Raw genomic sequence first — 22027 nt, 5'->3', positions numbered from 1 at the left:
ATCGAGTCCCGCCATGTACCTGCCCGAAGCCTTCGCCGAGCATCGCCCCGAAACACTGCACGCGCTGATTCGGGCAAATCCGCTCGGCGCGGTCGTCATTCGCACGGACGACGGATTCGACGCGAACCATCTGCCGTTCGAGCTCGATATCGGCGCCGAAGGCAAGGCCGTGCTGCGCGGCCACGTGGCGCGCAGCAACGCGTTTGCGACGCTGACCGCGGGCACGGACGCGCTCGTCATCTTCGAAGGTCCGTCGGCCTATATCTCGCCGAACTGGTATCCGAGCAAGCAGACGACGCACGAAGTCGTGCCGACCTATAACTACGCCGTGGTTCACGTGCATGGCCGCATGCGCGCGATCGACGATCCGCGCTGGGTCCGGGGGCTGGTCGCGCGGCTCACGCACCGGATGGAGGCATCGCAGCCCAAGCCCTGGAAGATGGGCGATGCGCCGCCCGCGTATCTCGACGAGCTGATCACGAAGATCGTCGGCATCGAGATTCCGGTCGATCGGATGATCGGCAAATGGAAAATGAGTCAGAACAAGACTCACGCGGATCGCACGGGCGTGGCTGACGGCCTCGCCGCGAGCGGATCGGCGACGGCCGCCGAGGTCGCGCGGCTCGTGCGGCCCTGACGAGGCATCGGCACGCCGCCGATGCGTCACACGCCGCCTACTTCGCGTCAATAATCGATGCGATGCACGCCTTCCTTCGTCCCGAGCAAGCTGATGTTCGCGCCGCGCCGCGCGAACAGTCCGACGGTCACGACGCCGGGCCAGTTATTGACCTCCGCTTCGAGTCCGACCGGATCCGGGATGCGCAGTCCATGGACGTCGAGCACCCAATTGCCGTTGTCCGTCACGAACGTGCTGCCGTCCTTCGCGACGCGTAGCGTCGGCTGACCGTCGAGATCGACGAAGCGGCGCGCGATCGCGGCGCTCGCCATCGGAATCACTTCGACGGGCAGCGGGAATGCGCCCAACAGGTCGACGCGCTTGCTCTCGTCGACGATGCAGACGAAGGTTTGCGCGACCATTGCGACGATCTTCTCGCGCGTCAGCGCGCCGCCGCCGCCCTTGATCATGTGTCCGGCCGCATCGATTTCGTCGGCGCCGTCGACATAGACGGGCAAGGTCTCGATGTCGTTGAGTTCGAGCACTTCGAAGCCGTGTGCGCGCAGGCGCGCCGTGCTCGCGTTCGAACTCGAGACCGCGCCGCGGAAGCGGTCCTTGAACGCGGCGACTTCGTCGATGAAGAAGTTGACCGTCGAGCCCGTGCCGACACCCAGCACCGCGCCGTGCGCGACGTTCGACAGAACATAGTTGGCGGCCGCGCGGCCTACCTGCTGCTTGAGTTCATCTTGAGTCATGATCGGAGCCGCGAAAGAACAGAGGCCGGTAGTGTATCGGAGTCCGCGCGGATCAGGCGGTCGCGCGCACCGCTCAATGCGCGGGGCCCGCATCGGCGAGCAGGATCGGCAGGCATTCGGCCGCCTTCTGATAGAGCACGATATCGGCATCGTGATCGAGATCGCTGCGCTGCGGATTGACGACGATCACGCGCGCGCCGCGCTCGGCCGCGATCGACGGCAAACCCGCGGCCGGATAGACAAGGCCCGACGTCCCCACGACCAGACAGACGTCCGAATCGGCGGCCGCCGCATAGGCGGCGTCGAGCGCCGCAGCGGGCAGCGCTTCGCCGAACCAGACCACGCCCGGCCGCAACAGCGCGCCGCAGCGCGCGCAGGCCGGCGGACGATCCGGCTGTGTCGTCCGCGCGACGTCGATCGGGCAACGGCCGCAACCGTTGAACCATTGATTCGCGAACAGATTGCCGTGCAGTTCGATGACGTCGCGGCTACCCGCGCGCGCATGCAGACCGTCGACGTTTTGCGTGACGAGCGACATGCGCCGATGCGACTGCCATCGCGCGAGCGCCTGATGAGCCGCGTTGGGCGCGGCGCGGGCGACGATCTCGCGACGATGGGCGTACCACTGCCAGACGAGGACAGGATCCCGCGCAAACGCCTCGGGCGTCGCAAGATCGAGCGGATCGTAACGGGCCCAGAGACCCGTCTGCGCATCGCGAAAGGTCGGGATGCCGCTTTCGGCCGACACCCCGGCGCCCGTCAGCACGAACAGATGCCGCGCGTTGACGAGCCATTCATGTGCGCGCGTCATCGGATGTCCGGTGTTGAACGCGCGCAGGGGCATGACCGCTCCTAGGCCTTCGCTGGGCGCGCCACCGCGCGCTGACGTACGGCTTCGAACAAACAGACGCCGCTCGCGACCGATACGTTGAGACTTTCGACGCTGCCCGCCATCGGGATATGCATGAGCACGTCGCAGGTTTCGCGCGTGAGGCGGCGCATGCCCTCGCCTTCGGCGCCCATCACGAGCGCGATCGGTCCGTCGAGCTTCGTGTCGTAGACCGAGTCGGTCGCCTGGTCGTCCGTGCCGATGACCCAGACGCCGGCTTCCTGCAATTCGCGCAGCGCGCGCGCGAGATTCGTCACCGTGATGTACGGAACGGTCTCGGCCGCGCCGCTCGCGACTTTCGCGGCGGTCGCGTTGAGGCCGACCGCGCGGTCGCGCGGCGCGATGACCGCGTGCGCGCCCGCAGCATCCGCGACGCGCAGGCAGGCGCCGAGGTTATGCGGATCGGTGACGCCGTCGAGCACGAGCAGCAGCGCCGGGCCCGACACGCCGTCGAGGAGTTCGGCGAGATTCTGCGCGAGCGGAACGTCCTCCGCGCGCGCCACCACGCCCTGGTGGCGATCGCTGCCCGTCAGGCCGTGCAGACGTTGCGCGTCGGCCGCGATCGTGCGCACGCCTGCCGCTTCGGCCTGCGCGAGAAAATCCGTCATCCGGCGATCACGCCGGGTCGGGTCGTACAGGATCTCTTCGATCGTCGACGCGTCGTGCCGCATGCGTGCCGTCACCGCGTGAAAACCATAGAGAACTTTGAGACGAGCCATCGAAATCCAACCTCAAGAAGAAATAAACACGCGCCGCGCATAGTGTGCGCGGCGCCGTGACACGGTGTCTGCGGGGTAGCGCGCGGACCGCGTGCCCGTTCGTCCCCGATGCGCCCGCCTCACCGCGGGCTTCGGAGCGATCTCGTCAATACTTGCTGCGCGTGCGCTTCTTGGCCGCGGGCGTCGCCGAGCGTTTTTTGGCGGCCGGTTTCGCGGCGCGCGAAGCGTCGCTCGCGCGCGTGCCTTTCGCGCCCGACTTGCGCGGTTCGCCGCGTCCCGCGCCGTTGAGCGAACGAATCGACGGTCCGCCGTTCGACGCGGGCGCGCCCTTCTTCGCCGCGCGCTCGGTCTCGAAGCCGCGCTCGGCCTTGTCCGCGGCGCCGCGCGCGACCTGGGGCGCCTTCGCGGGCGTATCGCGCACGAGCCGGAAATCGATCTTGCGCGCATCGAGGTCGACGCGGCTCACCTGGACCCGCACGCGATCCGACAAGCGATAGCGAATCCCCGTGCGCTCGCCGCGTAGCTCGTTCTTGACCTCGTCGTACTGGAAATAGTCCGAACCGAGTTCGGTCACGTGGACGAGACCTTCGATGAACAGCGAATCGAGCTGGACGAAGATGCCGAACGACGTGACGCCGTTGACCATGCCTCCGTATTCCTCGCCGAGCTTGTCGCGCATGAAATAGCACTTGAGCCAGGCCTCGACGTCGCGCGAGGCCTCGTCGGCGCGCCGCTCGTTGGCCGAGCAGTGCATGCCGAGTTCTTCCCAGATCGCGACGTTCGAGCGGCCGCGGCCGCGCGCCTGATCGTCCTCGCGCTGCATCGCGCGCGCCGCCGGCGAGAGCGACGTGTTGAGCACGGTGTCGTGCGTGAGCTCGGGCTGATACTTGCGGCGCGAGAGAATCGAGCGGATCACGCGGTGCGTCAGCAGGTCCGGATAGCGTCGAATCGGGCTCGTGAAGTGCGCATAGGCATCGTAGGCGAGACCGAAGTGGCCGATATTGTCGGGGCTATAGACGGCCTGCTGCATCGATCGCAAGAGCATCGACTGGAGCATCTGCGCGTCGGGGCGCGTGCGGATCTGCGCCATGAGCGCCGCGTAATCGCTCGCGTGCGGCTTGTCGTTGCCGCCGAGCGTCAGGCCGACGCCGCGCAGGAAACTGCGCAGGTTCGCGAGCTTCTCCTCGGTCGGTCCCGCGTGGATCCGATAAAGGCCTGGATGCTTGTGACGCTTCATGAAGTCCGCCGCGCAGACGTTCGCGGCGAGCATGCATTCTTCGATGAGCTTGTGCGCGTCGTTGCGCGTGCGCGGCACGATCTGTTCGATCTTGCCCTGCGCGTTGCAGACGATATAGGTCTCGGTCGTATCGAAGTCGATCGCGCCGCGCTTCTGACGCGCATGCAGCAGCGCCTTGTAGACGCTATAGAGATTCTGCAGATGCGGCAGCAGCTCGGCGCGCTTCGCGGCCTCGGGCCCCTTGGTATTGCCGAGCACCGCCGCGACTTCCGTGTAGGTCAGACGCGCGGCCGAGTGCATGACGGCCGGGTAGAACTGGTAGGCCTTGATCTCGCCCTTGCCCGTCACGACCATGTCGCAGACGAGCACGCAGCGATCGACGTCGGGGTTCAGCGAACAGAGCCCGTTCGAGAGCTTCTCGGGCAGCATCGGAATCACGCGGCGCGGGAAATAGACCGAGGTGCTGCGTTCGAGCGCATCGACGTCGAGCGCGTCGTTGGGCGTGACGTAGTGCGAGACGTCGGCGATCGCGACGAGCACGCGGAAGCCGTCGCCGCGGCCGACCTTGATCGGCTCGCAATAGACGGCGTCATCGAAGTCGCGCGCGTCTTCGCCGTCGATCGTGACGAGCGGGACATCGCGGAGATCGACGCGATGATTGAGATCGGTGCCCTTGACCTCGTCGGGCAGCTGAGCGGCCTTGGCGAGCGCGGCCTGGCTGAATTCGTAGGGCACGCCGTACTTGCGCACGGCGATTTCGATTTCCATGCCCGGATCGTCGATTTCGCCGAGCACTTCGATGACGCGGCCCAGCGGTTGCGAGTGCCGGCTCGGGAAGTCCGTGATCTCGACGCTGACGACCTGACCGACGCGCGCTTTGCCTTGCGTGCGCGAGGTAATCAGGATGTCGTGGCCGATGCGCTTGTCTTCGGGCGCGACGAGCAGGACGCCGTTTTCGTTGAGCAGGCGTCCGATGACCTGGCGGTTCGCGCGGTCGGTCACTTCGACGATATGGCCTTCGGGGCGTCCGCGACGGTCGTAGCCGACGATGCGCGCGAGCACGCGATCGTTGTGCATGACCTTCTGCATTTCGGCGTTGGCGAGAAACAGGTCGTCCTGGCCGTCGTCTCGAATCAGGAAGCCGTAGCCGTCGCGGTGGCCTTGCACGCGGCCGGCGACGAAATTGGACGGATGCGTGAGTTGATAGTAGCCGCGCTTGTCGAGCCTGAGCTGACCGTCGCGCTCCATCGCCGCGAGGCGTTTGAGGAAGCCTTCGCGCTCCTGCCGTTTGATCGCGAGAGATTCCGCGATATCGTTGGCCGCAAGCGGCGCGTCCGTTGTGCGCAATACGCCGAGGATTTCTTCGCGGCTCGGAATCGGGTATGGATATTTGCTCAAGGGCGGGTCGGCGCGTAGGTGAGTCTGTTCTGCGATCGTGAAAAAGACTGCGATCGATTCTATCACCAGCATGGGGCCGAAACGCCTACTGCGCGAGGCCTTGGCGGTACCCATCGGGTGTTGGCATGGCTATCGAAGCGTATATCGATGTCAGACGGAATGGGGGCGACTCCATGCTCACGAAGAAATGCGCGCGCGGTATTGACAGCCCCTCAAAAAGCCGGAATAATCGCTGCTTCGCTGTTCGAAAGGCAGCGCGAGTCAAGCAGTACGATGTGCCCAGATGGCGGAATTGGTAGACGCACTAGGTTCAGGTCCTAGCGGTGGCAACACTGTGGAGGTTCGAGTCCTCTTCTGGGCACCAAGGTTTAAAAAAAAGCTGATGATCGCAAGATCGTCGGCTTTTTTCATGCATGCCCGGAAAGGAAAGCCCTGAGGGCTTTCCGCGAGGACGAGAAAGGCCTCGCCTGCAGGCGAGGCCGGGGTCGCGCGCGTGTGACCGAGTCCTCTTCTGGGCACCAAGGTTTAAAAAAAGCCGATGATCGCGAGATCGTCGGCTTTTTTCATGCATGCCCGGAAAGGAAAGCCCTGAGGGCTTTCTCGTCCCCACGCGAAGTGCGCCGTCGCCGCGTCAGTAGTCGGCGTGTTGCTCGATCCAGATCGGCGCGGACCAAAGGCGTGTCTTGTCGTCCTGCACGACGACCGCATAGTAGAAGTGACGGCCGCTCGTCGGCGTGAAGGTCAAGTGCAACTGCTTGCCCACGACCCTGAGTTTTCCCGGCTTTACGGGCCGCCCCGGCTTGGCCGCGATGTCGGGCTCGCCTTCATAGATCGTCACTTTGTCGACGGCTCGATTCCGACGACTTCGATGCTCAACCGATAGCGTCAATGCCCCCCGATTCGAAAAACGCTCGCCCATCATATGGCCGTTCGCGCGTAATACGACGAGCGCGTGCTTGTCCTCCGTCGCAAACACGCGGCGAGCGCGAATCGCGTCGAATACCGTCGCTTGATTGAGCGGTTGACCGGCGGGGATCAGCAGCCCCGTACGATTGGGCGCGCTGCTCCCCCAGTTTGCACAGTGGTTGTCCTGATTCGACGTCGGTGCGACGTGAAATCCGCGCATCAATAGGGTGTCGAAACGGCCACCGTAGTCGACGCGCTTGCTTTCGCCCTCGGTCACATTGCTCGACCACGCGTCACTGTTGATGACCTCGGCGAGCGCCATGACCTCGTCGCCATCCGGTGTGTACCCGTAGCTGACGCCATTGACCTTGAACTGCTTGCGGTCGGGGTGATTGAATTGCCCGAGCCAACCCTTCTCGCGCATGAGCGAATAGAGCGACGCATAGTCGCCCACGTCGACCGGATAGGTGCCCAAGAGTGCGTTCGCGCGGTTTCGCTCCCAGGTGACGATGCCGTCGGCGCCCAGGATATTCAGATGTCCGCCGGCGCTTCTCCCCCATTCCTGGGCATAGATCGCCACGAATCCCGGATGATCGCTGTTAAAGGCTTGTGCCTGTCGAAGACCTTCAGCAAAGCGATCCTTCGCGTCACGCGCGGGGACATCGGCCAAGGCCGACGAGCCGTCGAACATATGGTTGTGCTCGGACGTGACGAGTACGTCGAGTCCTTGCGCAAGCGCATATCGATACGCCTCGGCAGGCCCGCTGTCGCCTCGCTGCGCGATCTCTTGCAAGCGGCCGTCGGGGCCGAGGCTGGGTCGCCGGCAACGCTCGATCGCGAGTCCGCCGTCGCTGTGATTCGTGTGACTGTGCAAATTGGCGTAGTAGACGAGGTAGTCGTATCCGTCGACGCTGTGCGACGCCGCGCCTGCGGCGGCTTCGGCGGCGGCACGTTGCAGCGTCGGTTGCGTTGCTGAACCTGCGGGTTCGGCGTCGCCGGCACCGGATACGACAAGCAGGGTCAAGCCCAACAGGGTGTTGTTTCGAGACATGATGTCGTCCATCGATCCGTGAACACGGGCACCATTTCCGCACCGGTCGTGCGTCTGTGTTTTCACGTCTCACACACGGTTACGCGTCGATGCGCGCCTATGCGGATCGCGTGAACGCGGCGCTGATTGGGGGGCGTGTGAAGCGAAGATCGCTGTTGACAGGCTGAAGCGAATCGGTACAATTCGCGCTTCGCTTGAAAAGCAGTGCCCAGATGGCGGAATTGGTAGACGCACTAGGTTCAGGTCCTAGCGGTGGCAACACTGTGGAGGTTCGAGTCCTCTTCTGGGCACCAAGTTTAAAAAAAGCCGATGATCGCAAGATCGTCGGCTTTTTTCATGCATGCCCAGAAAGGAAAGCCCTGAGGGCTTTCCGCGAGGACGAGAAAGGCCTCGCCTGCAGGCGAGGCCGGGGTCGCGCTTGGGTGACCGAGTCCTCTTCTGGGCATGCCTATCCCCCCGGCTTCCGTTCAGCGTGCCGCCTCGCTCGACGACGCTTCTGTCTTCACATCGTCGTCACGCGTCGGCGCACCACGCGCGAGCACGGGGCGCAAGGCCGCGCCCGTATGACTCCCCGCATGCTCCGCAAGCAATTCGGGTGTGGTCGCGGCCACGATCGCCCCGCCTTCGACGCCCCCTTCCGGACCGAGATCGATGATCCAGTCCGCTTCGGCGATCACGTCGAGATCGTGCTCGATCACCAGCACGCTGTGACCACCGTCGACAAGACGATGGAGCACCTTGATCAAGCGCGCGACATCGGCCATATGCAAACCCACGGTCGGCTCGTCGAGCACATAAAACGTGTGCGGCGCCTTCTGTCCGCGACGCGTGATGTCGTCACGCACTTTCGAAAGCTCGGACACGAGCTTGATCCGTTGTGCCTCGCCGCCAGAAAGCGTCGGCGAAGGCTGACCCAGCGTCAGATAGCCGAGCCCCACGTCTTTCATCAACTGCAAGGGATGCGCAATCTGCGTGACGGCCGCAAAGAACTCGACCGCTTCGTCGATCTCCATCGTCAACACTTCGCCGATATTCTTGCCGCGCCACGTGACCGCCAGCGTCTCGGGATTGAAGCGCTGCCCATGACAGACGTCGCAGGGCACTTTGACGTCGGGCAGGAAACTCATCCCGATCGTACGCACGCCCTGCCCCTCGCACGCCGGACAGCGACCCACGCCCGTATTGAATGAGAATCGCGAGGCCGTATAGCCCCGTGCGCGCGCTTCGAGCGTTTCCGAAAACATTTTGCGGATCGTGTCCCAGACGCCGATATAAGTCGCCGGACATGAACGCGGGGTCTTGCCGATCGGCGTCTGATCGACCTCGAGCACGCGATCGATCGTCTCGAAACCCGAGAGCGATGCACACCCCGCCCACGCGTACCGGACGTCGAGCTTCGGACGCGCCACCGCACGCGAGGCCGTCGACGCACGGCGCGCGCTCTTGGCCTCGTCGCCCTGCGCGGCCCGCGCGCGACGCACCGCGGGTGAGGACAGCACCGAACGCCCCACCGCGTCGAGCAGATTCGTCATCAGCACATCGCGCGCGAGCGTCGACTTGCCCGACCCGCTGACACCCGTGATCGCCACCAGCCGCGAGAGCGGCACGCTGACCGACACATGGCGAAGGTTATGCAGCGTCGCATCGTGCACCGTCAGCCATTGCGCGGGCTCGGCCGCACCGTTGCGCGTCGCCGGCGTGACGCCGCGTCGAGCCTGGAGCGGATGTCGCTGAGGCTCGGCCAGATAGCGCCCGGTCAACGAATCCGGATGCGCGGCAAGATCGCCGACGCGCCCCTCGGCGACCAGATGTCCTCCGCGTTTGCCCGCGCCCGGTCCGATATCGATGATATGGTCGGCGCGCCGGATCGTATCCTCGTCGTGCTCGACGACGACGAGCGTATTGCCCTTGTCGCCGAGCTTGCGCAAGGCATTGAGCAGAATCTGGTTATCGCGCGGATGCAATCCGATCGTCGGCTCGTCGAGCACATAGCAGACGCCTTGCAGATTGCTGCCGAGCTGCGCCGCCAGCCGAATGCGCTGCGCCTCCCCGCCCGACAAGGTCGGCGCCGCGCGATCGAGCGTCAGATACCCGAGCCCGACTTCCTCGAGAAACTCGAGCCGACCCCGAATCTCGCTGACGACATCGCGCGCGATCCCGGCTTCACGCCCCTGCAACGCAAGTCCCTCGATCCAGACGCGCGTATCGCGAACCGTCCATTGCGCGACCGTCGCGATCGAGCGGTCATCGAACGTCACCGCGCGCGCGACCGGATTCAGACGCGTCCCGCCGCAGTCCGGACACGGCTCGCTGCCCACGCCTTCAGGCTCCTGCTCTTCCGACGGGATCGTTTGTTCGCGCCCCCGGTCATCGCCGCCCAGCACCGTATCGTCGAACACCGCGCGCTGCTCGCGCGTGAGCTTGAGCCCCGTCCCGACGCACGACGTGCACCAGCCGTGCTTGCTGTTGTACGAGAACATGCGCGGATCGAGTTCGGGATAGCTCGTGCCGCACACTGCACAGGCGCGCTTCGTCGAAAACACGCGCGTTTCGCCGATCCCCGCCGTACGCTGCCGATCGTTGATCGCATCGCCGAGCGCATCGAGCGGCGCGAGCACATGCATGACGCCCTTCCCGACCTCGAGCGTCTTCGCGAGCATCTCGCGCAGCACCTGCTCGCGATCGGCCGTCACGACGAGATCGCCGACCGGCAGTTCGATCGTATGCTCCTTGAACCGATCGAGTCTCGGCCAGGGATCGACGGACAGGAACTCGCCGTCGACGCGCAGATGCGTATTGCCGCGCGCCTTCGCCCATTTCGCGAGATCCGTGTAAACGCCCTTGCGATTCACGACGAGCGGCGCAAGCAGCCCGATATGCTGGCCCTTGTAGTCGCGCAGCAATTGCGCGGCGATCGATTCGAGACTCTGCGACGACACCGGTGTGTTGTCGTGCATGCAATGCTGAATGCCGAGCTTGACGTACAGCAAACGCAGGAAATGCCAGACCTCGGTCGTCGTCGCCACGGTACTCTTGCGCCCGCCGCGCGAGAGCCGTTGCTCGATCGCGACCGTCGGCGGAATGCCGAACACCGCGTCGACCTCGGGGCGCCCGGCCGGCTGAACGATCGATCGCGCATACGCATTGAGCGACTCGAGATACCGGCGTTGGCCCTCGTGAAACAGGATGTCGAACGCGAGCGTCGATTTGCCCGATCCCGACACGCCCGTCACGACATTGAACTTGCCGTGCGGAATATCGACGTGAAGCGCCTTCAGATTGTGCTCGCGCGCGTTGACGATCCGCACGACATCCTCGCCTTCGAGCGCGCGCCGCGCGTGCGACGCCTTGAGCGCGCTTTGCAAGGGCACACCGTCGGCCACGCCCGACAACACGGCGCGATCGTAGTCGAGCAAGGCGCGGCCCGTATGCGATTCGGCGCATGCGCGAACCGCATCGGGCGAACCGACGCACAGGATCTCGCCGCCGCCTTCGCCGCCTTCGGGGCCCAAATCGATGAGCCAGTCGGCCGAGCGAATCACGTCGAGATTGTGCTCGATGACGATCAAGGAATGGCCGCCGTCGAGGAGCTTGCGAAACGCGCGCATGAGCTTCGCGATATCGTCGAAATGCAAGCCCGTCGTCGGTTCGTCGAACATGAACAAGCGCCCCTTGCGGGCACCGCGACGCGTCGATGCGCCGCCGCTTTCGGCCGCGGTCTCGGCGAGAAATCCCGCGAGCTTGAGCCGCTGCGCCTCCCCGCCCGACAACGTCGGCACGGGTTGGCCGAGCTTCACGTATTCGAGGCCCACATCGACGATCGGTTCGAGCACGCGAACGACATCGGCATCGCCGGCAAACGCGGCCGTCGCCTCGGAGACGGTCAACTCGAGCACATCGGCGACCGTCAACGCGCGGACCGTGCCATCGGGCATCGCGCGCTCGATTCGGATCTCGAGGATTTCGGAGCGGTAACGCGTGCCGTCGCAATCGGGACAGCGCAGGTAGACGTCGCTCAGGAACTGCATCTCGACGTGTTCGAACCCCGAGCCGCCACATGTCGGACAGCGTCCGTCCCCCGCGTTGAAGCTGAACATGCCGGGGCCGTAGCCGCGCTGGAGCGCAAGCGGCGCCTTCGCAAACAGCTTGCGAATCTCGTCGAACGCCCCGACGTAGCTCGCCGGGTTCGATCGCGCGGTCTTGCCGATCGGCGACTGATCGACGAACACGACGTCCGCGATCGCCTCGGCTCCGCTCAACGCATCGAACGCACCCGGCGCCTCGGTCGGCTTGCCGAAGTGCCGCGCAAGCGCCGGATACAGCACGTCCTGCAGCAAGGTCGACTTGCCCGAGCCCGACACGCCCGTCACGCAGACCAGTCGTTCGAGCGGAATCTCGACATCGATATGACGAAGATTGTGTTCGCGCGCGCCACTGAGCGTGAGCCGCGGCGTCGTCGCATCGACAGGCCGCGCCCGCCAGTTCGACGCGTCTGCGACATGCTTGCGCGCCCCGAGATAGGCGCCCGTCAACGTATCGGCTTCGCGTATCGACGCGGGCGTGCCGTCGAACACGATCGTGCCGCCTTTCTCGCCCGGCCCCGGTCCCATGTCGATAAGCCGGTCGGCCGCCAGCATGACGGCTGGGTCGTGCTCGACGACGACGAGCGTATTGCCCGCGTCGCGCAGACGATGCATCGCCTCGACGATCCGGTTCATGTCGCGCGGGTGCAGACCGATGCTCGGCTCGTCGAGCACGAACAGGGTCTTGACGAGCGACGTGCCGAGCGCCGTCGTCAAATTGATCCGCTGAACCTCGCCGCCCGACAGCGTCCGGCTTTGCCGGTCGAGCGTCAGATACCCGAGGCCGACGTCGCACAGATACTTGAGCCGCGTGCGCACCTCGCCGAGCAGCAGTTTGAGCGCATCGTCGAGCAGCGTGCTCGACAAGTTCAGCCGTTCGAAGAACGCGCGAATGCGCTCGATCGGCATCAGCATCAGATCGTGGACCGTCAAGCCGGGCAAGGCTTCGAGCTGCGCGCGCGTCCACTCGGCGCCGCGCGGCATAAAGCGCTCGGCCGCGGGCAGCACGGCCGCCGCGTCGTCGCGCGTGCCGAGCCGCCAGAGCAAGGGCTCGGTCTTGAGCCGCGCGCCGCCGCACGTCTCGCATGTCGTGTAGCTCCGGTACTTCGACAGCAGCACCCGGATATGCATCTTGTACGCCTTCGACTCGAGATAGTCGAAGAAACGTCGGATCCCGTACCACTTGCGATGCCAGTCGCCGTTCCAGTCGGGTGCCCCTTGGATGACCCAGTCGCGCTGGGCCTGCGACATCTCGGCCCACGGCGTGTCGCGCGGAATGCCCGCGCCGACCGCGTACTTCATGAGATCGTCCTGCTGCTCCTTCCAGGCCGGCGTCTGAATCGTCTTGATCGCGCCCTGGCGCAAGGTCTTGCGCGCATCGGGAATCACCAGGCCGAGATCGATGCCGATCACGCGGCCGAAACCCCGGCACGCCTCGCACGCGCCGTAGGCCGAATTGAACGAGAACAGCGCGGGCTGCGGATCGGCATAGCGGATATCGCTGTCGGGGTGATGGAGTCCCGTCGAAAAGCGCCAGATCGCGGGCTCGCCCTCGTCGGCCAGCACATAGACATTGACGCGCCCCGAGCCCCGCCGAAGCGCGGCCTCGATCGCCTCGATCACGCGAACCTTCTCGACGTTCTGGATCCGGAACCGGTCGGCGACGACGTCGAGCAGCTTGCGCTTGCCCTCGGGCGTCGCGATCTCGCGTTGCGCCTGCACGCGCGTATAGCCGCTCGCCGACAACCATTGCTGGACTTCGTCGTCGGTCGCCGTATCGGGCAACTCGACCGGAAACGTGACGACCAGCCGCGCGTCATCGGCGCGCGTGCGTTCGACAAGCTCGGCGTAGATCGTCTCGGGCGTGTCGTGCCGGACCGGCTGCGCGTTCTGTCGATCGAACAGTTGCGCGGCGCGCGCGAACAGCAGCTTCAGATGGTCGTTGAGCTCGGTCATCGTGCCGACCGTCGATCGCGAGCTGCGCACGGGATTCGTCTGGTCGATCGCGATCGCGGGCGGCACGCCATCGACGCGATCGACCTGCGGTCGATCCATCCGGTCGAGAAATTGCCGCGCATAGGCGCTGAACGTTTCGACATAACGACGCTGCCCCTCGGCATAAAGCGTGTCGAAAACGAGGCTCGACTTGCCCGAGCCCGACGGGCCCGTGACCACGGTCAGCTCGCCCGTGCGCAGATCGATGTCGAGATTCTTGAGGTTGTGCTGACGGGCACCACGGATACGAATGTCGTTGTTCGAAGGCAATTTAACCAACCGTGTCTGTAAGGAAGCGAACGGACGAGGGGCTGCGCGGGCGCGGCGCACCGACGCGCGTCGCGCCGATCCGCTGTCACCCTGTCGCCGAATGCGCGAACCGGAGTCGACGCTCGACGAAGCAGCGCCATTGTACTGTGCATTTATACAGTACGTACGTCGACCGTTCGGCCAACAGCGTACCCCGGCTTGCCGAGTGCCGCTGCGGACCGCGCCGCGCGCCGCGGCCGATTCGAAACGCATGGCGGAAGCCGTCGATCGAAGCGAAGCGCTGCGCAACGCCTTCGACCCGATCCGCGGCCCTCGGCAGACCCGATCCGCCGGCGCCGCGCGCATGCCCGGCCTGCGCCGCCAGGGCAAAAACAGGCCTCGATCGTCTATAATTCTCGTTTTTTCCCGGAATAGTTAGCGACATGGAAGCCGAACGCCTGAATACGCTCGAAGCGTCGATCACCGACCTGCGCAAACGCGCGGTCGAACTTCGGGGGTATCTTTGACTACGATGTCAAAGAAGCACGCCTGAACGAGGTCAACAAGGAACTCGAAGACCCGAAGATCTGGGACGACGCGCAACGCGCGCAGGCGCTCGGTAAGGAAAAGAAGCTGCTCGACGGCGTCGTCGTCTCGCTGCGCTCGCTCGACGAAGATCTGCGCAACGCAGCCGATCTGTTCGAACTCGCGCGCGACGAGGATGACGAGGACACGCTCGTTGCAGTCGAAGGCGACGTCCACTCGATCGAAGCGCGCGCGGCCGATATGGAATTCCGCCGCATGTTCTCGAATCCGGCCGATCCGAACAACGCGTTCATCGACATCCAGGCCGGCGCGGGCGGTACCGAAGCACAAGACTGGGCCTCGATGCTGCTGCGCCAGTATCTGCGCTACTGCGAACGCAAAGGCTTCAAGTCCGAAATCCTCGAACAGTCCGACGGCGAAGTCGCGGGCATCAAGAGCGCGACGATCAAGATCGAAGGCGAATACGCGTACGGCTTCCTGCGCAGCGAAACGGGCGTGCACCGGCTCGTGCGCAAATCGCCGTTCGATTCGTCGGGCGGACGGCATACCTCGTTCTCGTCGGTGTTCGTCTATCCCGAGATCGACGACTCGATCGAGGTCGACATCAATCCGGCCGATCTGCGTATCGACACGTACCGCGCGTCGGGCGCCGGCGGACAGCACATCAACAAGACCGATTCGGCCGTCCGGATCACGCACATGCCGACGGGCATCGTCGTGCAATGCCAGAACGATCGCTCGCAGCACCGCAACCGCGCCGAAGCGATGGCCATGCTCAAATCGCGTCTCTACGAAGCCGAGATGCGCAAGCGCCAGGCCGAGCAGGACCGCCTCGAATCGACGAAGACCGACGTCGGCTGGGGCCATCAGATTCGTTCGTACGTACTCGACCAAAGCCGCATCAAGGATTTGCGGACCAACGTCGAAATCAGCAATACGCGTTCGGTACTCGACGGCGATCTCGACGAGTTCATCAGCGCGAGCCTTAAACAGGGCGTCTGATCGTGGCGGGCGGCGTGCGCGCCGCCCGTTTCCCGGTTGGCCCGCCCACGCGGCGCGCCCCTGTTTGCAAGACCCCAACCGATTCCAGACTGCGTCCCCGAACGCGACACTGTGACCATGACCGACCAGAACACCTCCCCGGCCACCGAAGCCCCGCGCGACGACAATCAGATCATTGCCGAGCGCCGCGAGAAACTTCAGGCGATCCGCGAGCGCGGCGTCGCGTTCCCGAACGATTTCCGCCCGACGCATCATGCAGCGGACCTGCAGCAGACCTACGCCGAGACCGACAAGGAAGCGCTCGAAGCCGCGCCGCTCGACGTTGCGCTTGCCGGGCGCATGATGCTCAAGCGCGTGATGGGCAAGGCGAGCTTCGCGACCGTCAAGGACGGCTCGGGTCAGATCCAATTCTTCATCACGCCCGCCGACGTCGGTGAAGCGACGTACGACGCTTTCAAGAAGTGGGATCTCGGCGATATCGTCGCGGCGCGCGGCGTGTTGTTCCGCACGAACAAGGGCGAACTGTCGGTCCGATGCACCGAGTTGCGCTTGCTGTCGAAATCCCTGCGTCCGCTGCCCGACAAATTCCATGGCCTCGCGGATCAGGAAACGCGCTACCGTCAGCGCTATGTCGATCTGATCGTGACGCCCGAAGCGCGCGATACGTTCATCGCGCGCACGAAGGCGATCTCATCGATCCGCCGCTTCATGGCCGATGCGAACTTCCTCGAAGTCGAAACGCCGATGCTGCACCCGATTCCGGGCGGCGCCGCGGCCAAGCCCTTCGTCACGCATCACAACGCGCTCGATATGCAGATGTTCATGCGTATCGCGCCCGAGCTCTATTTGAAGCGGCTCGTCGTCGGCGGCTTCGAACGCGTGTTTGAAATCAATCGCAACTTCCGCAACGAGGGCGTGTCGCCGCGACACAATCCCGAGTTCACGATGATGGAGTTCTATGCGGCCTACACCGACTACCGGTGGCTCATGGACTTCACCGAAAACCTGATCCGCCAGGCCGCGACCGATGCGCGCGGCAACGCGACGATCACGTATCAGGGCCGCGAACTCGACCTCGCCAAGCCGTTCCATCGGCTCACGATCTGCGAAGCGATCAAGAAGTACGCGCCCGACTATACCGACGCTCAGCTCGCGGACATCGCGTTCGTGAAGGCCGAGCTCAAGAAGTTCGGCGTCAACACGAACGATGCGGCCTTCCTCAACGCGGGCATCGGTGCGCTGCAACTCGCGCTGTTCGAAGAGACAGCCGAGTCCCAATTGTGGGAGCCGACATTCATCATCGACTATCCGATCGAAGTGTCGCCGCTCGCGCGCGCATCCGATACACAAGCAGGTATTACTGAACGGTTTGAATTGTTTATCACGGGTCGCGAGATCGCGAATGGATTTTCGGAGCTTAACGATCCCGAAGATCAAGCCGCGCGATTCCGCAAACAAGTCGAACAAAAAGACGCGGGCGACGAAGAAGCGATGTATTTCGACGCCGACTATATTCGCGCGCTCGAATACGGCATGCCTCCGACGGGCGGATGCGGAATCGGCATCGACCGCCTCGTCATGCTGCTGACCGACAGCGCCAGCATCCGCGACGTGATTCTTTTCCCCCATTTGAGAAAAGAAGATTGACGACGCAATTAATTAGGTGATTAAACGTTCGCCTAATTATTAAAAAGATAAAAAACGCCGCGCGAAAAGCGCGGCGTTTTTGCATCGGCAACGATTTTCTAAGCAAGTCTGTTCGCTTTGCGAATGCAAATACGTTTATGACATGCAAGCTTCAGGGTTTTTGCTAGATGTCGCACTGCGGCACATCCATATAATGGGCCACATGAAAAAACGCCATGAACACCGCTTCGGGTTTCTCGTGACTGAGGTCGGCCGACTCGTCGGCAAACTCTTCGACCAACGCGCGAAGCACGTACTCAGCCTGACCTGTGCTCAATGCCGGGTGCTCTCCTATCTCGCCTATAACGACGGCATCAATCAAGCGACCCTCGCGGATCTGCTCGACGTGACGCCGATCGCGATCGCGCGCCTGCTCGACCGGATGGCCGAAGGCGGATGGATCGAGCGGACCGATCACCCGACCGATCGCCGTGCGCATCAGCTGCGCCTGACGCCGAAGGCTCACGCCACGCTCGACGCCGCGCATCATGTGGGCGACGGCGTGCGCGACGAGGCGCTGGCCGGGCTCACGGAAGCCGAAACCGCCGAACTCATGCGACTGCTCCAGAAAGTTCGCGGCAACCTCAGCGATCGCCTCGACGCGCTCGACGACACTCCGGTTCAAAACCAAGCTGCCTGATTTTCATCGGCGCTCGGCGTCGGCGACTCGCCGCCCGCCTTGCCTCCGTGCCCATCGTTGCGTTGGGCCGCCCCAAAGAGCAATCGTTTGCCTTCGCGCGCAGCGCGTAGCGCGCTCCGCCGTCTTCCCGTCTGATCCGCGCTGCGGCCCTTCTGATTCCCGCGTATTGTCAAGCGTCGCCCTCGTTACAAAAAGACAAGGATTTGTGCGCGAGCGATCGTCAAAATAGGGCCGAACACGCTATTCACGCGGCCCTCGCGGCCTTCGACCATGAACTCACCGACTCAAACGCCCCCGCCTCCTCGCGCGAACCGCGCACGCTTGCATCCGCTTATCGCCATCGCCGCGGTCGCCGTCACGATTGCCAGCCTCGTCGCCGTGGCCGCGATCACCGGCGTGCTGCCCGGCGCGTCGAGTGCGCCGTCGAATGCCTCGGCGAACGCGATCGCCACGCCATCCGAACAATCCGCCGACGGATCGAACGACGCACCGCGCCACGGCGACGCGTCGGCGCCCGCGGAACCGGCACCGGCCGCCGATGCGGCGACACAATCGCCCACGCCCGAGACCACGCCCGCGATCACCCCCGCCCCGCAAGGCGCGGATGCCGCGCCCGCACAGCAAGCGGCTCAGCCCGCACCCGCACCGGCGGCACAAGCCGCGCCGCAACCGGCTCCGGCAGCGCCTGTGCCCCAGCCGCCGGCCGCCGCGCAGCGGTTCACCTCGGCCCAGCCGACGACACCTCAGCCTGCGGCGCCCGCCTACTGCGCGGCATGCGGCACCGTCACATCGATTCAGGCGGTTGAGGTCGAAGGCCAAGGCACCGGAATCGGCGCAGTCGGCGGCGCGGTCGCGGGAGGGCTGGTCGGAAATCAGTTCGGCCGCGGCAGCGGCCGTACGGCGATGACGGTGCTCGGCGTCGTCGGCGGCGCGCTCGGCGGCAATGCGATCGAGAAGAAGGTCCGGAGCTCGACGAACTATCGCGTCTATGTGCGTACCGAAGACGGTCACACGCACTACTTCACGTACGAGCAGGCACCCCCGTTCCGCAACGGCGACCGCGTCCGGATCGAGAACGGCGCACTGGTTCAAGGCTGATCGACGCGCCCGCCAAAAACAAAGGCGGCACACGCGATGCGTGTGCCGCCTTGTGTTCGCCCTGCCGCGCGCTTCGACGCCTTAGCGCTTCAGCGCCTCGACTTCGACGTGCTACGCGTGACTACCGCGCAGGCGCGGCTCAATAGTCGGAGTCTTCGATCCACGCGGCCTGGATCGCCTCGAGAATCTTCTCATTCGAGCGATCTGCCGCATCGTCGAAGCCCGGCAATTCGGTGATCCACCGATGCAGATCGGTAAACCGGACGTACTGGGGATCGATGTCCGGATGGGAGTCCGTCAACGCCATCGCAATCTCCTGCACATCAGTCCATTTCATGGCTCACCCCTCAATGGTTTTCTTTTGCGTGGTTGATCGTGTACTTCGGAATCTCGATCACATATTCGCCCTCGGCCGGCACGATCGCCTGGCACGAGAGCCGCGAGGTTGGTTCAAGCCCCCACGCCTTGTCGAGCAGGTCTTCTTCGTCGTCGGTCGCGTCGGCGAGTTGTTCGAAGCCTTCGCGCACGATCACGTGACACGTCGTGCACGCGCAGGACTTCTCGCATGCATGCTCGATTTCAATTCCGTTTTCGAGCAGCACGTCGCAGACGCTCTTGCCGGCGGGCGCATCGATGACCGCGCCGTCGGGGCACAGCTCACCATGGGGTAACACTACGAGTTGAGGCATAGTCGAGTCAATCGGTTTCAGACTGGGTTTCTCGCTTGCGCGAGCTTCGGTCGATCAGAGTTCGCTGAGCTTGCGGCCCGTCAACGCCTTGCGGATTCCCTTGTTCATCCGGCGCGCGGCAAACTCGTCGGTCGCCGCGGCGAGGGTTTCGACAGCGCGTCGCACCACGTCGGCTTCCGTCGACGATGCACGGGTTTCGCCGAGATTCGCGAGGATTGTATCGATCGCTTGACGCTCGGTCTCATCGAGCAGTTCGCCATCCTCGGCGAGCGCGGCCTGCGTCGCTTCGAGAATACGATCCGCCTCGACTTGTTCTTCGCGCAGCGCGCGGGCCTGCATATCGCTCGATGCCGATGCAAAACCCGCTTCGAGCATCTTCGCGACTTCATCGTCGGCGAGACCATACGAGGGCTTCACGACAATCGACGCCTCGACGCCCGAATGCATTTCGCGCGCGGCCACCGACAGCAAACCGTCGGCGTCGACCTGATAGGTCACGCGAATCCGCGCAGCCCCGGCGACCATCGGCGGGATGCCCCGCAATTCGAAACGCGCGAGCGAACGGCAATCGCTCGCGAGTTCGCGTTCGCCCTGCAGGACATGGATCGCCATCGCGGTCTGGCCGTCGCGGAACGTCGTGAACTCCTGCGCGCGCGCGACGGGAATCGTCGAGTTCCGCGGGATGATCTTCTCGACGAGACCGCCCATCGTTTCGACGCCGAGCGACAACGGGATCACGTCGAGCAACAGCCAGTCGTCGCCGTCGCCGCCACGCCGGTTGCCGGCGAGCAGATCCGCCTGAATCGCCGCGCCCAGCGCGACGACCTGATCGGGATCGATGTCGAGATACGGCGGCCGGCCGAAGAAGGTCTCGACCGCGCGTCGCACGCTGCGCATGCGCGTCGCGCCGCCCACGAGCACGACGCCGTTGACCTCGTCCGCGCCGAGCTTCGCGTCGCGAAGCGCCTTGCGCGTCTGCGTCAGCGTGCGCTGCACGAGCATATCGGTCAGCGTCGAGAAGTGCGCCTCGGTCACGGTCCACTGCAGACGTTCGCCGTTCGCAAGCGTGACGTCGAGCGCCGCTGCATCCTGCGTCGAGAGTGATTCCTTGAGCACGCGCACGTGGTCGAGCACGCGTCGGACATCCTCGGGAATCAGGCCGCATGCGCCCGTCTCCGACAAGACGCCGGTGTAGAGCGCCTGGTCGAAATCGTCGCCGCCGAGCGCCGAGTCGCCGCCCGTCGCGAGCACTTCGAACACGCCGCGCGTGAGACGCAGGATCGACACGTCGAATGTGCCGCCGCCGAGGTCGTAAACGACATAGATGCCTTCGGCCCCGCTATCGAGCCCGTACGCGATGGCCGCGGCGGTCGGTTCGTTGAGCAGGCGCAAGACGTTGATGCCGGCCAGCGTGGCCGCATCCTTCGTGGCCTGCCGCTGGGCGTCGTCGAAATACGCGGGCACCGTGATCACCGCGCCGACGAGATCGTCGCCGAGCGTGTCTTCGGCGCGTTGCCGCAGCGTCGCGAGAATCTCGGCCGACACCTCGACGGGACTCTTGACGCCGTCGACCGTCGAGATCTGGACCATGCCCGGCGCATCGACGAAATCGTACGGCGCATTGGCGGCGCCCTCGACTTCCGACTTGCCGCGGCCCATGAAACGCTTGACCGAGACGATCGTGTTCTTCGGATCGCCGGCCGCGTCGTCCTTCGCCTTTGCGCCGATGCGGCGACCGCCCTTGGGCAGATAACGCACGACTGACGGCAACAACACGGTACCGTCCTCATCGGGCAACGCTTCCGGAATGCTGTTGCGTACCGCCGCGACGAGCGAGTTCGTCGTGCCGAGATCGATGCCGACTGCGAGTCGCCGTTGATGCGGCGCCGGCGCCATGCCGGGTTCGGAAATTTGGAGTAAAGCCATAGTGATCGGTCTATTGATCGAGACGCTCGATTTGCGTGCCGACTTCGTCTGTGACGCGCTCGATGAACATCAGTTGCCGCACGGCCTCCGCGGCCGCCTGGTCGGATCGGCTGTCGAGCAAGGACGCGAGCTTCTCGAACCGCACGCGCGCATCGTCGCGCAGCTCGCGTCCTAAAGCGTCGAGTTCACCGACATTGCGCGATGCCGCCGCATCCTCGATGCGTTCGCGCCATTCCATCTGCTGCATGAGAAACGCGGGCTCCATCGCGGTGTTGTTTTCGGCCTGGACTTCGACGCCGCGCAGATGGAGCAGATAGATCGCGCGCTTGAGCGGTTGCCGCAGCGTCTGATACGCATCGTTGGTCTGGCTCGCCCACTGCATCGCGACGCGCTTTTGCGCCTCGCCGGCCGCCGCGAAACGATCGGGGTGAACGTGCGCCTGGACCGCGCGATACGCGTCGTCGAGCGCGCGCGCGTCGAGCGCGAACTGCTGGGGCAAATCGAACAATGCAAAGTGATCGGCAGGCAACATGATCGCGCTTG

General features: G+C 64.6%; 15 protein-coding genes and 2 tRNA genes. 7 read left to right on the top strand and 10 right to left on the bottom strand.

What is annotated here, in order from left to right; translation table 11 throughout:
• Window positions 1-13: 13 nt before the first annotated feature.
• A complete protein-coding gene (locus D7S86_RS19515) occupies window positions 14-637 on the top strand; it encodes an FMN-binding negative transcriptional regulator (protein WP_121088522.1) in 624 nt (207 codons plus the stop codon).
• Window positions 638-684: 47 nt separating this feature from the next.
• Here D7S86_RS19515 and rpiA read toward each other — a convergent pair whose 3' ends face one another.
• The 4 genes from rpiA to rnr form a co-directional block, all read right to left on the bottom strand.
• Window positions 685-1371, bottom strand: a complete 687-nt coding sequence (gene rpiA / locus D7S86_RS19510; RefSeq protein ID WP_121088521.1) for a ribose-5-phosphate isomerase RpiA — start codon at window positions 1369-1371, stop codon at window positions 685-687.
• Between the two features lie 73 nt (window positions 1372-1444).
• Complete coding sequence (locus D7S86_RS19505) at window positions 1445-2215, bottom strand: SIR2 family NAD-dependent protein deacylase (protein WP_420813262.1); 771 nt, start codon at window positions 2213-2215, stop codon at window positions 1445-1447.
• An 8-nt stretch (window positions 2216-2223) separates the two neighbouring features.
• The gene (gene rlmB, locus D7S86_RS19500; RefSeq protein WP_121088520.1) at window positions 2224-2979 is read right to left on the bottom strand and encodes a 23S rRNA (guanosine(2251)-2'-O)-methyltransferase RlmB; all 756 of its coding nucleotides are present in this window, start codon (window positions 2977-2979) and stop codon (window positions 2224-2226) included.
• Window positions 2980-3124: 145 nt separating this feature from the next.
• Window positions 3125-5614: a ribonuclease R gene (gene rnr, locus D7S86_RS19495; RefSeq protein ID WP_121088519.1), complete on the bottom strand. Its 2490-nt coding sequence runs from the start codon at window positions 5612-5614 to the stop codon at window positions 3125-3127.
• 277 nt (window positions 5615-5891) lie between these two features.
• Between rnr and D7S86_RS19490 the strand changes: the two genes are divergently transcribed.
• Window positions 5892-5978, top strand: a tRNA-Leu gene (locus D7S86_RS19490).
• A 267-nt stretch (window positions 5979-6245) separates the two neighbouring features.
• Here D7S86_RS19490 and D7S86_RS19485 read toward each other — a convergent pair.
• Window positions 6246-7571 carry a CehA/McbA family metallohydrolase gene (locus D7S86_RS19485; protein ID WP_147432393.1) on the bottom strand — a complete coding sequence of 442 codons (1326 nt, stop codon included), beginning with the start codon at window positions 7569-7571 and terminating at the stop codon, window positions 6246-6248.
• Between the two features lie 206 nt (window positions 7572-7777).
• On the opposite strand from D7S86_RS19485, the gene D7S86_RS19480 reads away from it, so the two are divergent.
• Window positions 7778-7864: transfer RNA gene (locus tag D7S86_RS19480), tRNA-Leu, on the top strand.
• A gap of 174 nt (window positions 7865-8038) precedes the next feature.
• Here D7S86_RS19480 and uvrA read toward each other — a convergent pair.
• Window positions 8039-13918, bottom strand: coding sequence for an excinuclease ABC subunit UvrA (uvrA, locus tag D7S86_RS19475; RefSeq protein WP_121088517.1), 5880 nt, complete (start codon window positions 13916-13918; stop codon window positions 8039-8041).
• 422 nt (window positions 13919-14340) lie between these two features.
• On the opposite strand from uvrA, the gene prfB reads away from it, so the two are divergent.
• From prfB to D7S86_RS19455, 4 genes are all read left to right on the top strand, one after another.
• A protein-coding gene (gene prfB, locus D7S86_RS19470) for a peptide chain release factor 2 (RefSeq protein ID WP_121088516.1) occupies window positions 14341-15445 on the top strand; the annotation gives its coding sequence in 2 pieces (ribosomal slippage) (window positions 14341-14421 and window positions 14423-15445; 1104 coding nt in all).
• 117 nt (window positions 15446-15562) lie between these two features.
• Window positions 15563-17092, top strand: coding sequence for a lysine--tRNA ligase (gene lysS / locus D7S86_RS19465; RefSeq protein ID WP_121088515.1), 1530 nt, complete (start codon window positions 15563-15565; stop codon window positions 17090-17092).
• 202 nt (window positions 17093-17294) lie between these two features.
• A complete protein-coding gene (locus tag D7S86_RS19460) occupies window positions 17295-17771 on the top strand; it encodes a MarR family winged helix-turn-helix transcriptional regulator (RefSeq protein ID WP_121088599.1) in 477 nt (158 codons plus the stop codon).
• A 321-nt stretch (window positions 17772-18092) separates the two neighbouring features.
• Window positions 18093-18869 (top strand): glycine zipper 2TM domain-containing protein, encoded by a 777-nt coding sequence (locus D7S86_RS19455; RefSeq protein WP_338069187.1) that lies wholly within the window; start codon window positions 18093-18095, stop codon window positions 18867-18869.
• A gap of 139 nt (window positions 18870-19008) precedes the next feature.
• Here the strand turns inward: D7S86_RS19455 and iscX are convergent, their stop codons facing one another.
• From iscX to hscB, 4 genes are read right to left on the bottom strand one after another with little or no spacing between them, the layout of a single operon-like run.
• Entirely contained in the window at window positions 19009-19206 is a 198-nt protein-coding gene (gene iscX, locus D7S86_RS19450) for a Fe-S cluster assembly protein IscX (RefSeq protein WP_121088513.1), read from the bottom strand.
• Between the two features lie 10 nt (window positions 19207-19216).
• Window positions 19217-19558: an ISC system 2Fe-2S type ferredoxin gene (gene fdx, locus D7S86_RS19445; RefSeq protein ID WP_121088512.1), complete on the bottom strand. Its 342-nt coding sequence runs from the start codon at window positions 19556-19558 to the stop codon at window positions 19217-19219.
• A 54-nt stretch (window positions 19559-19612) separates the two neighbouring features.
• Window positions 19613-21484 (bottom strand): Fe-S protein assembly chaperone HscA, encoded by a 1872-nt coding sequence (hscA, locus tag D7S86_RS19440; protein WP_121088511.1) that lies wholly within the window; start codon window positions 21482-21484, stop codon window positions 19613-19615.
• Between the two features lie 10 nt (window positions 21485-21494).
• Window positions 21495-22016 (bottom strand): Fe-S protein assembly co-chaperone HscB, encoded by a 522-nt coding sequence (gene hscB / locus D7S86_RS19435; RefSeq protein WP_121088598.1) that lies wholly within the window; start codon window positions 22014-22016, stop codon window positions 21495-21497.
• Window positions 22017-22027 lie beyond the last annotated feature (11 nt).

The sequence above is a fragment of the Pararobbsia silviterrae genome (assembly GCF_003628125.1).
In the GTDB taxonomy this organism is placed as follows: Bacteria; Pseudomonadota; Gammaproteobacteria; order Burkholderiales; family Burkholderiaceae; genus Pararobbsia; species Pararobbsia silviterrae.
The sequence above is the reverse complement of the archived record's forward strand: the minus strand, read 5'-3'. Positions and strand labels throughout refer to the sequence as shown.

Excerpts from the sequence above, each read along its gene's own strand:
- hscA (WP_121088511.1), bottom strand. The coding sequence starts at position 21,484 with ATGGCTTTACTCCAAATTTCCGAACCCGGCATGGCGCCGGCGCCGCAT.
- D7S86_RS19485 (WP_147432393.1), bottom strand. The coding sequence starts at position 7,571 with ATGTCTCGAAACAACACCCTGTTGGGCTTGACCCTGCTTGTCGTATCC.
- lysS (WP_121088515.1), top strand. The coding sequence starts at position 15,563 with ATGACCGACCAGAACACCTCCCCGGCCACCGAAGCCCCGCGCGACGAC.
- D7S86_RS19515 (WP_121088522.1), top strand. The coding sequence starts at position 14 with ATGTACCTGCCCGAAGCCTTCGCCGAGCATCGCCCCGAAACACTGCAC.
- D7S86_RS19505 (WP_420813262.1), bottom strand. The coding sequence starts at position 2,215 with ATGCCCCTGCGCGCGTTCAACACCGGACATCCGATGACGCGCGCACAT.
- hscB (WP_121088598.1), bottom strand. The coding sequence starts at position 22,016 with ATGTTGCCTGCCGATCACTTTGCATTGTTCGATTTGCCCCAGCAGTTC.
- iscX (WP_121088513.1), bottom strand. The coding sequence starts at position 19,206 with ATGAAATGGACTGATGTGCAGGAGATTGCGATGGCGTTGACGGACTCC.
- fdx (WP_121088512.1), bottom strand. The coding sequence starts at position 19,558 with ATGCCTCAACTCGTAGTGTTACCCCATGGTGAGCTGTGCCCCGACGGC.
- rlmB (WP_121088520.1), bottom strand. The coding sequence starts at position 2,979 with ATGGCTCGTCTCAAAGTTCTCTATGGTTTTCACGCGGTGACGGCACGC.
- D7S86_RS19460 (WP_121088599.1), top strand. The coding sequence starts at position 17,295 with ATGAAAAAACGCCATGAACACCGCTTCGGGTTTCTCGTGACTGAGGTC.
- rpiA (WP_121088521.1), bottom strand. The coding sequence starts at position 1,371 with ATGACTCAAGATGAACTCAAGCAGCAGGTAGGCCGCGCGGCCGCCAAC.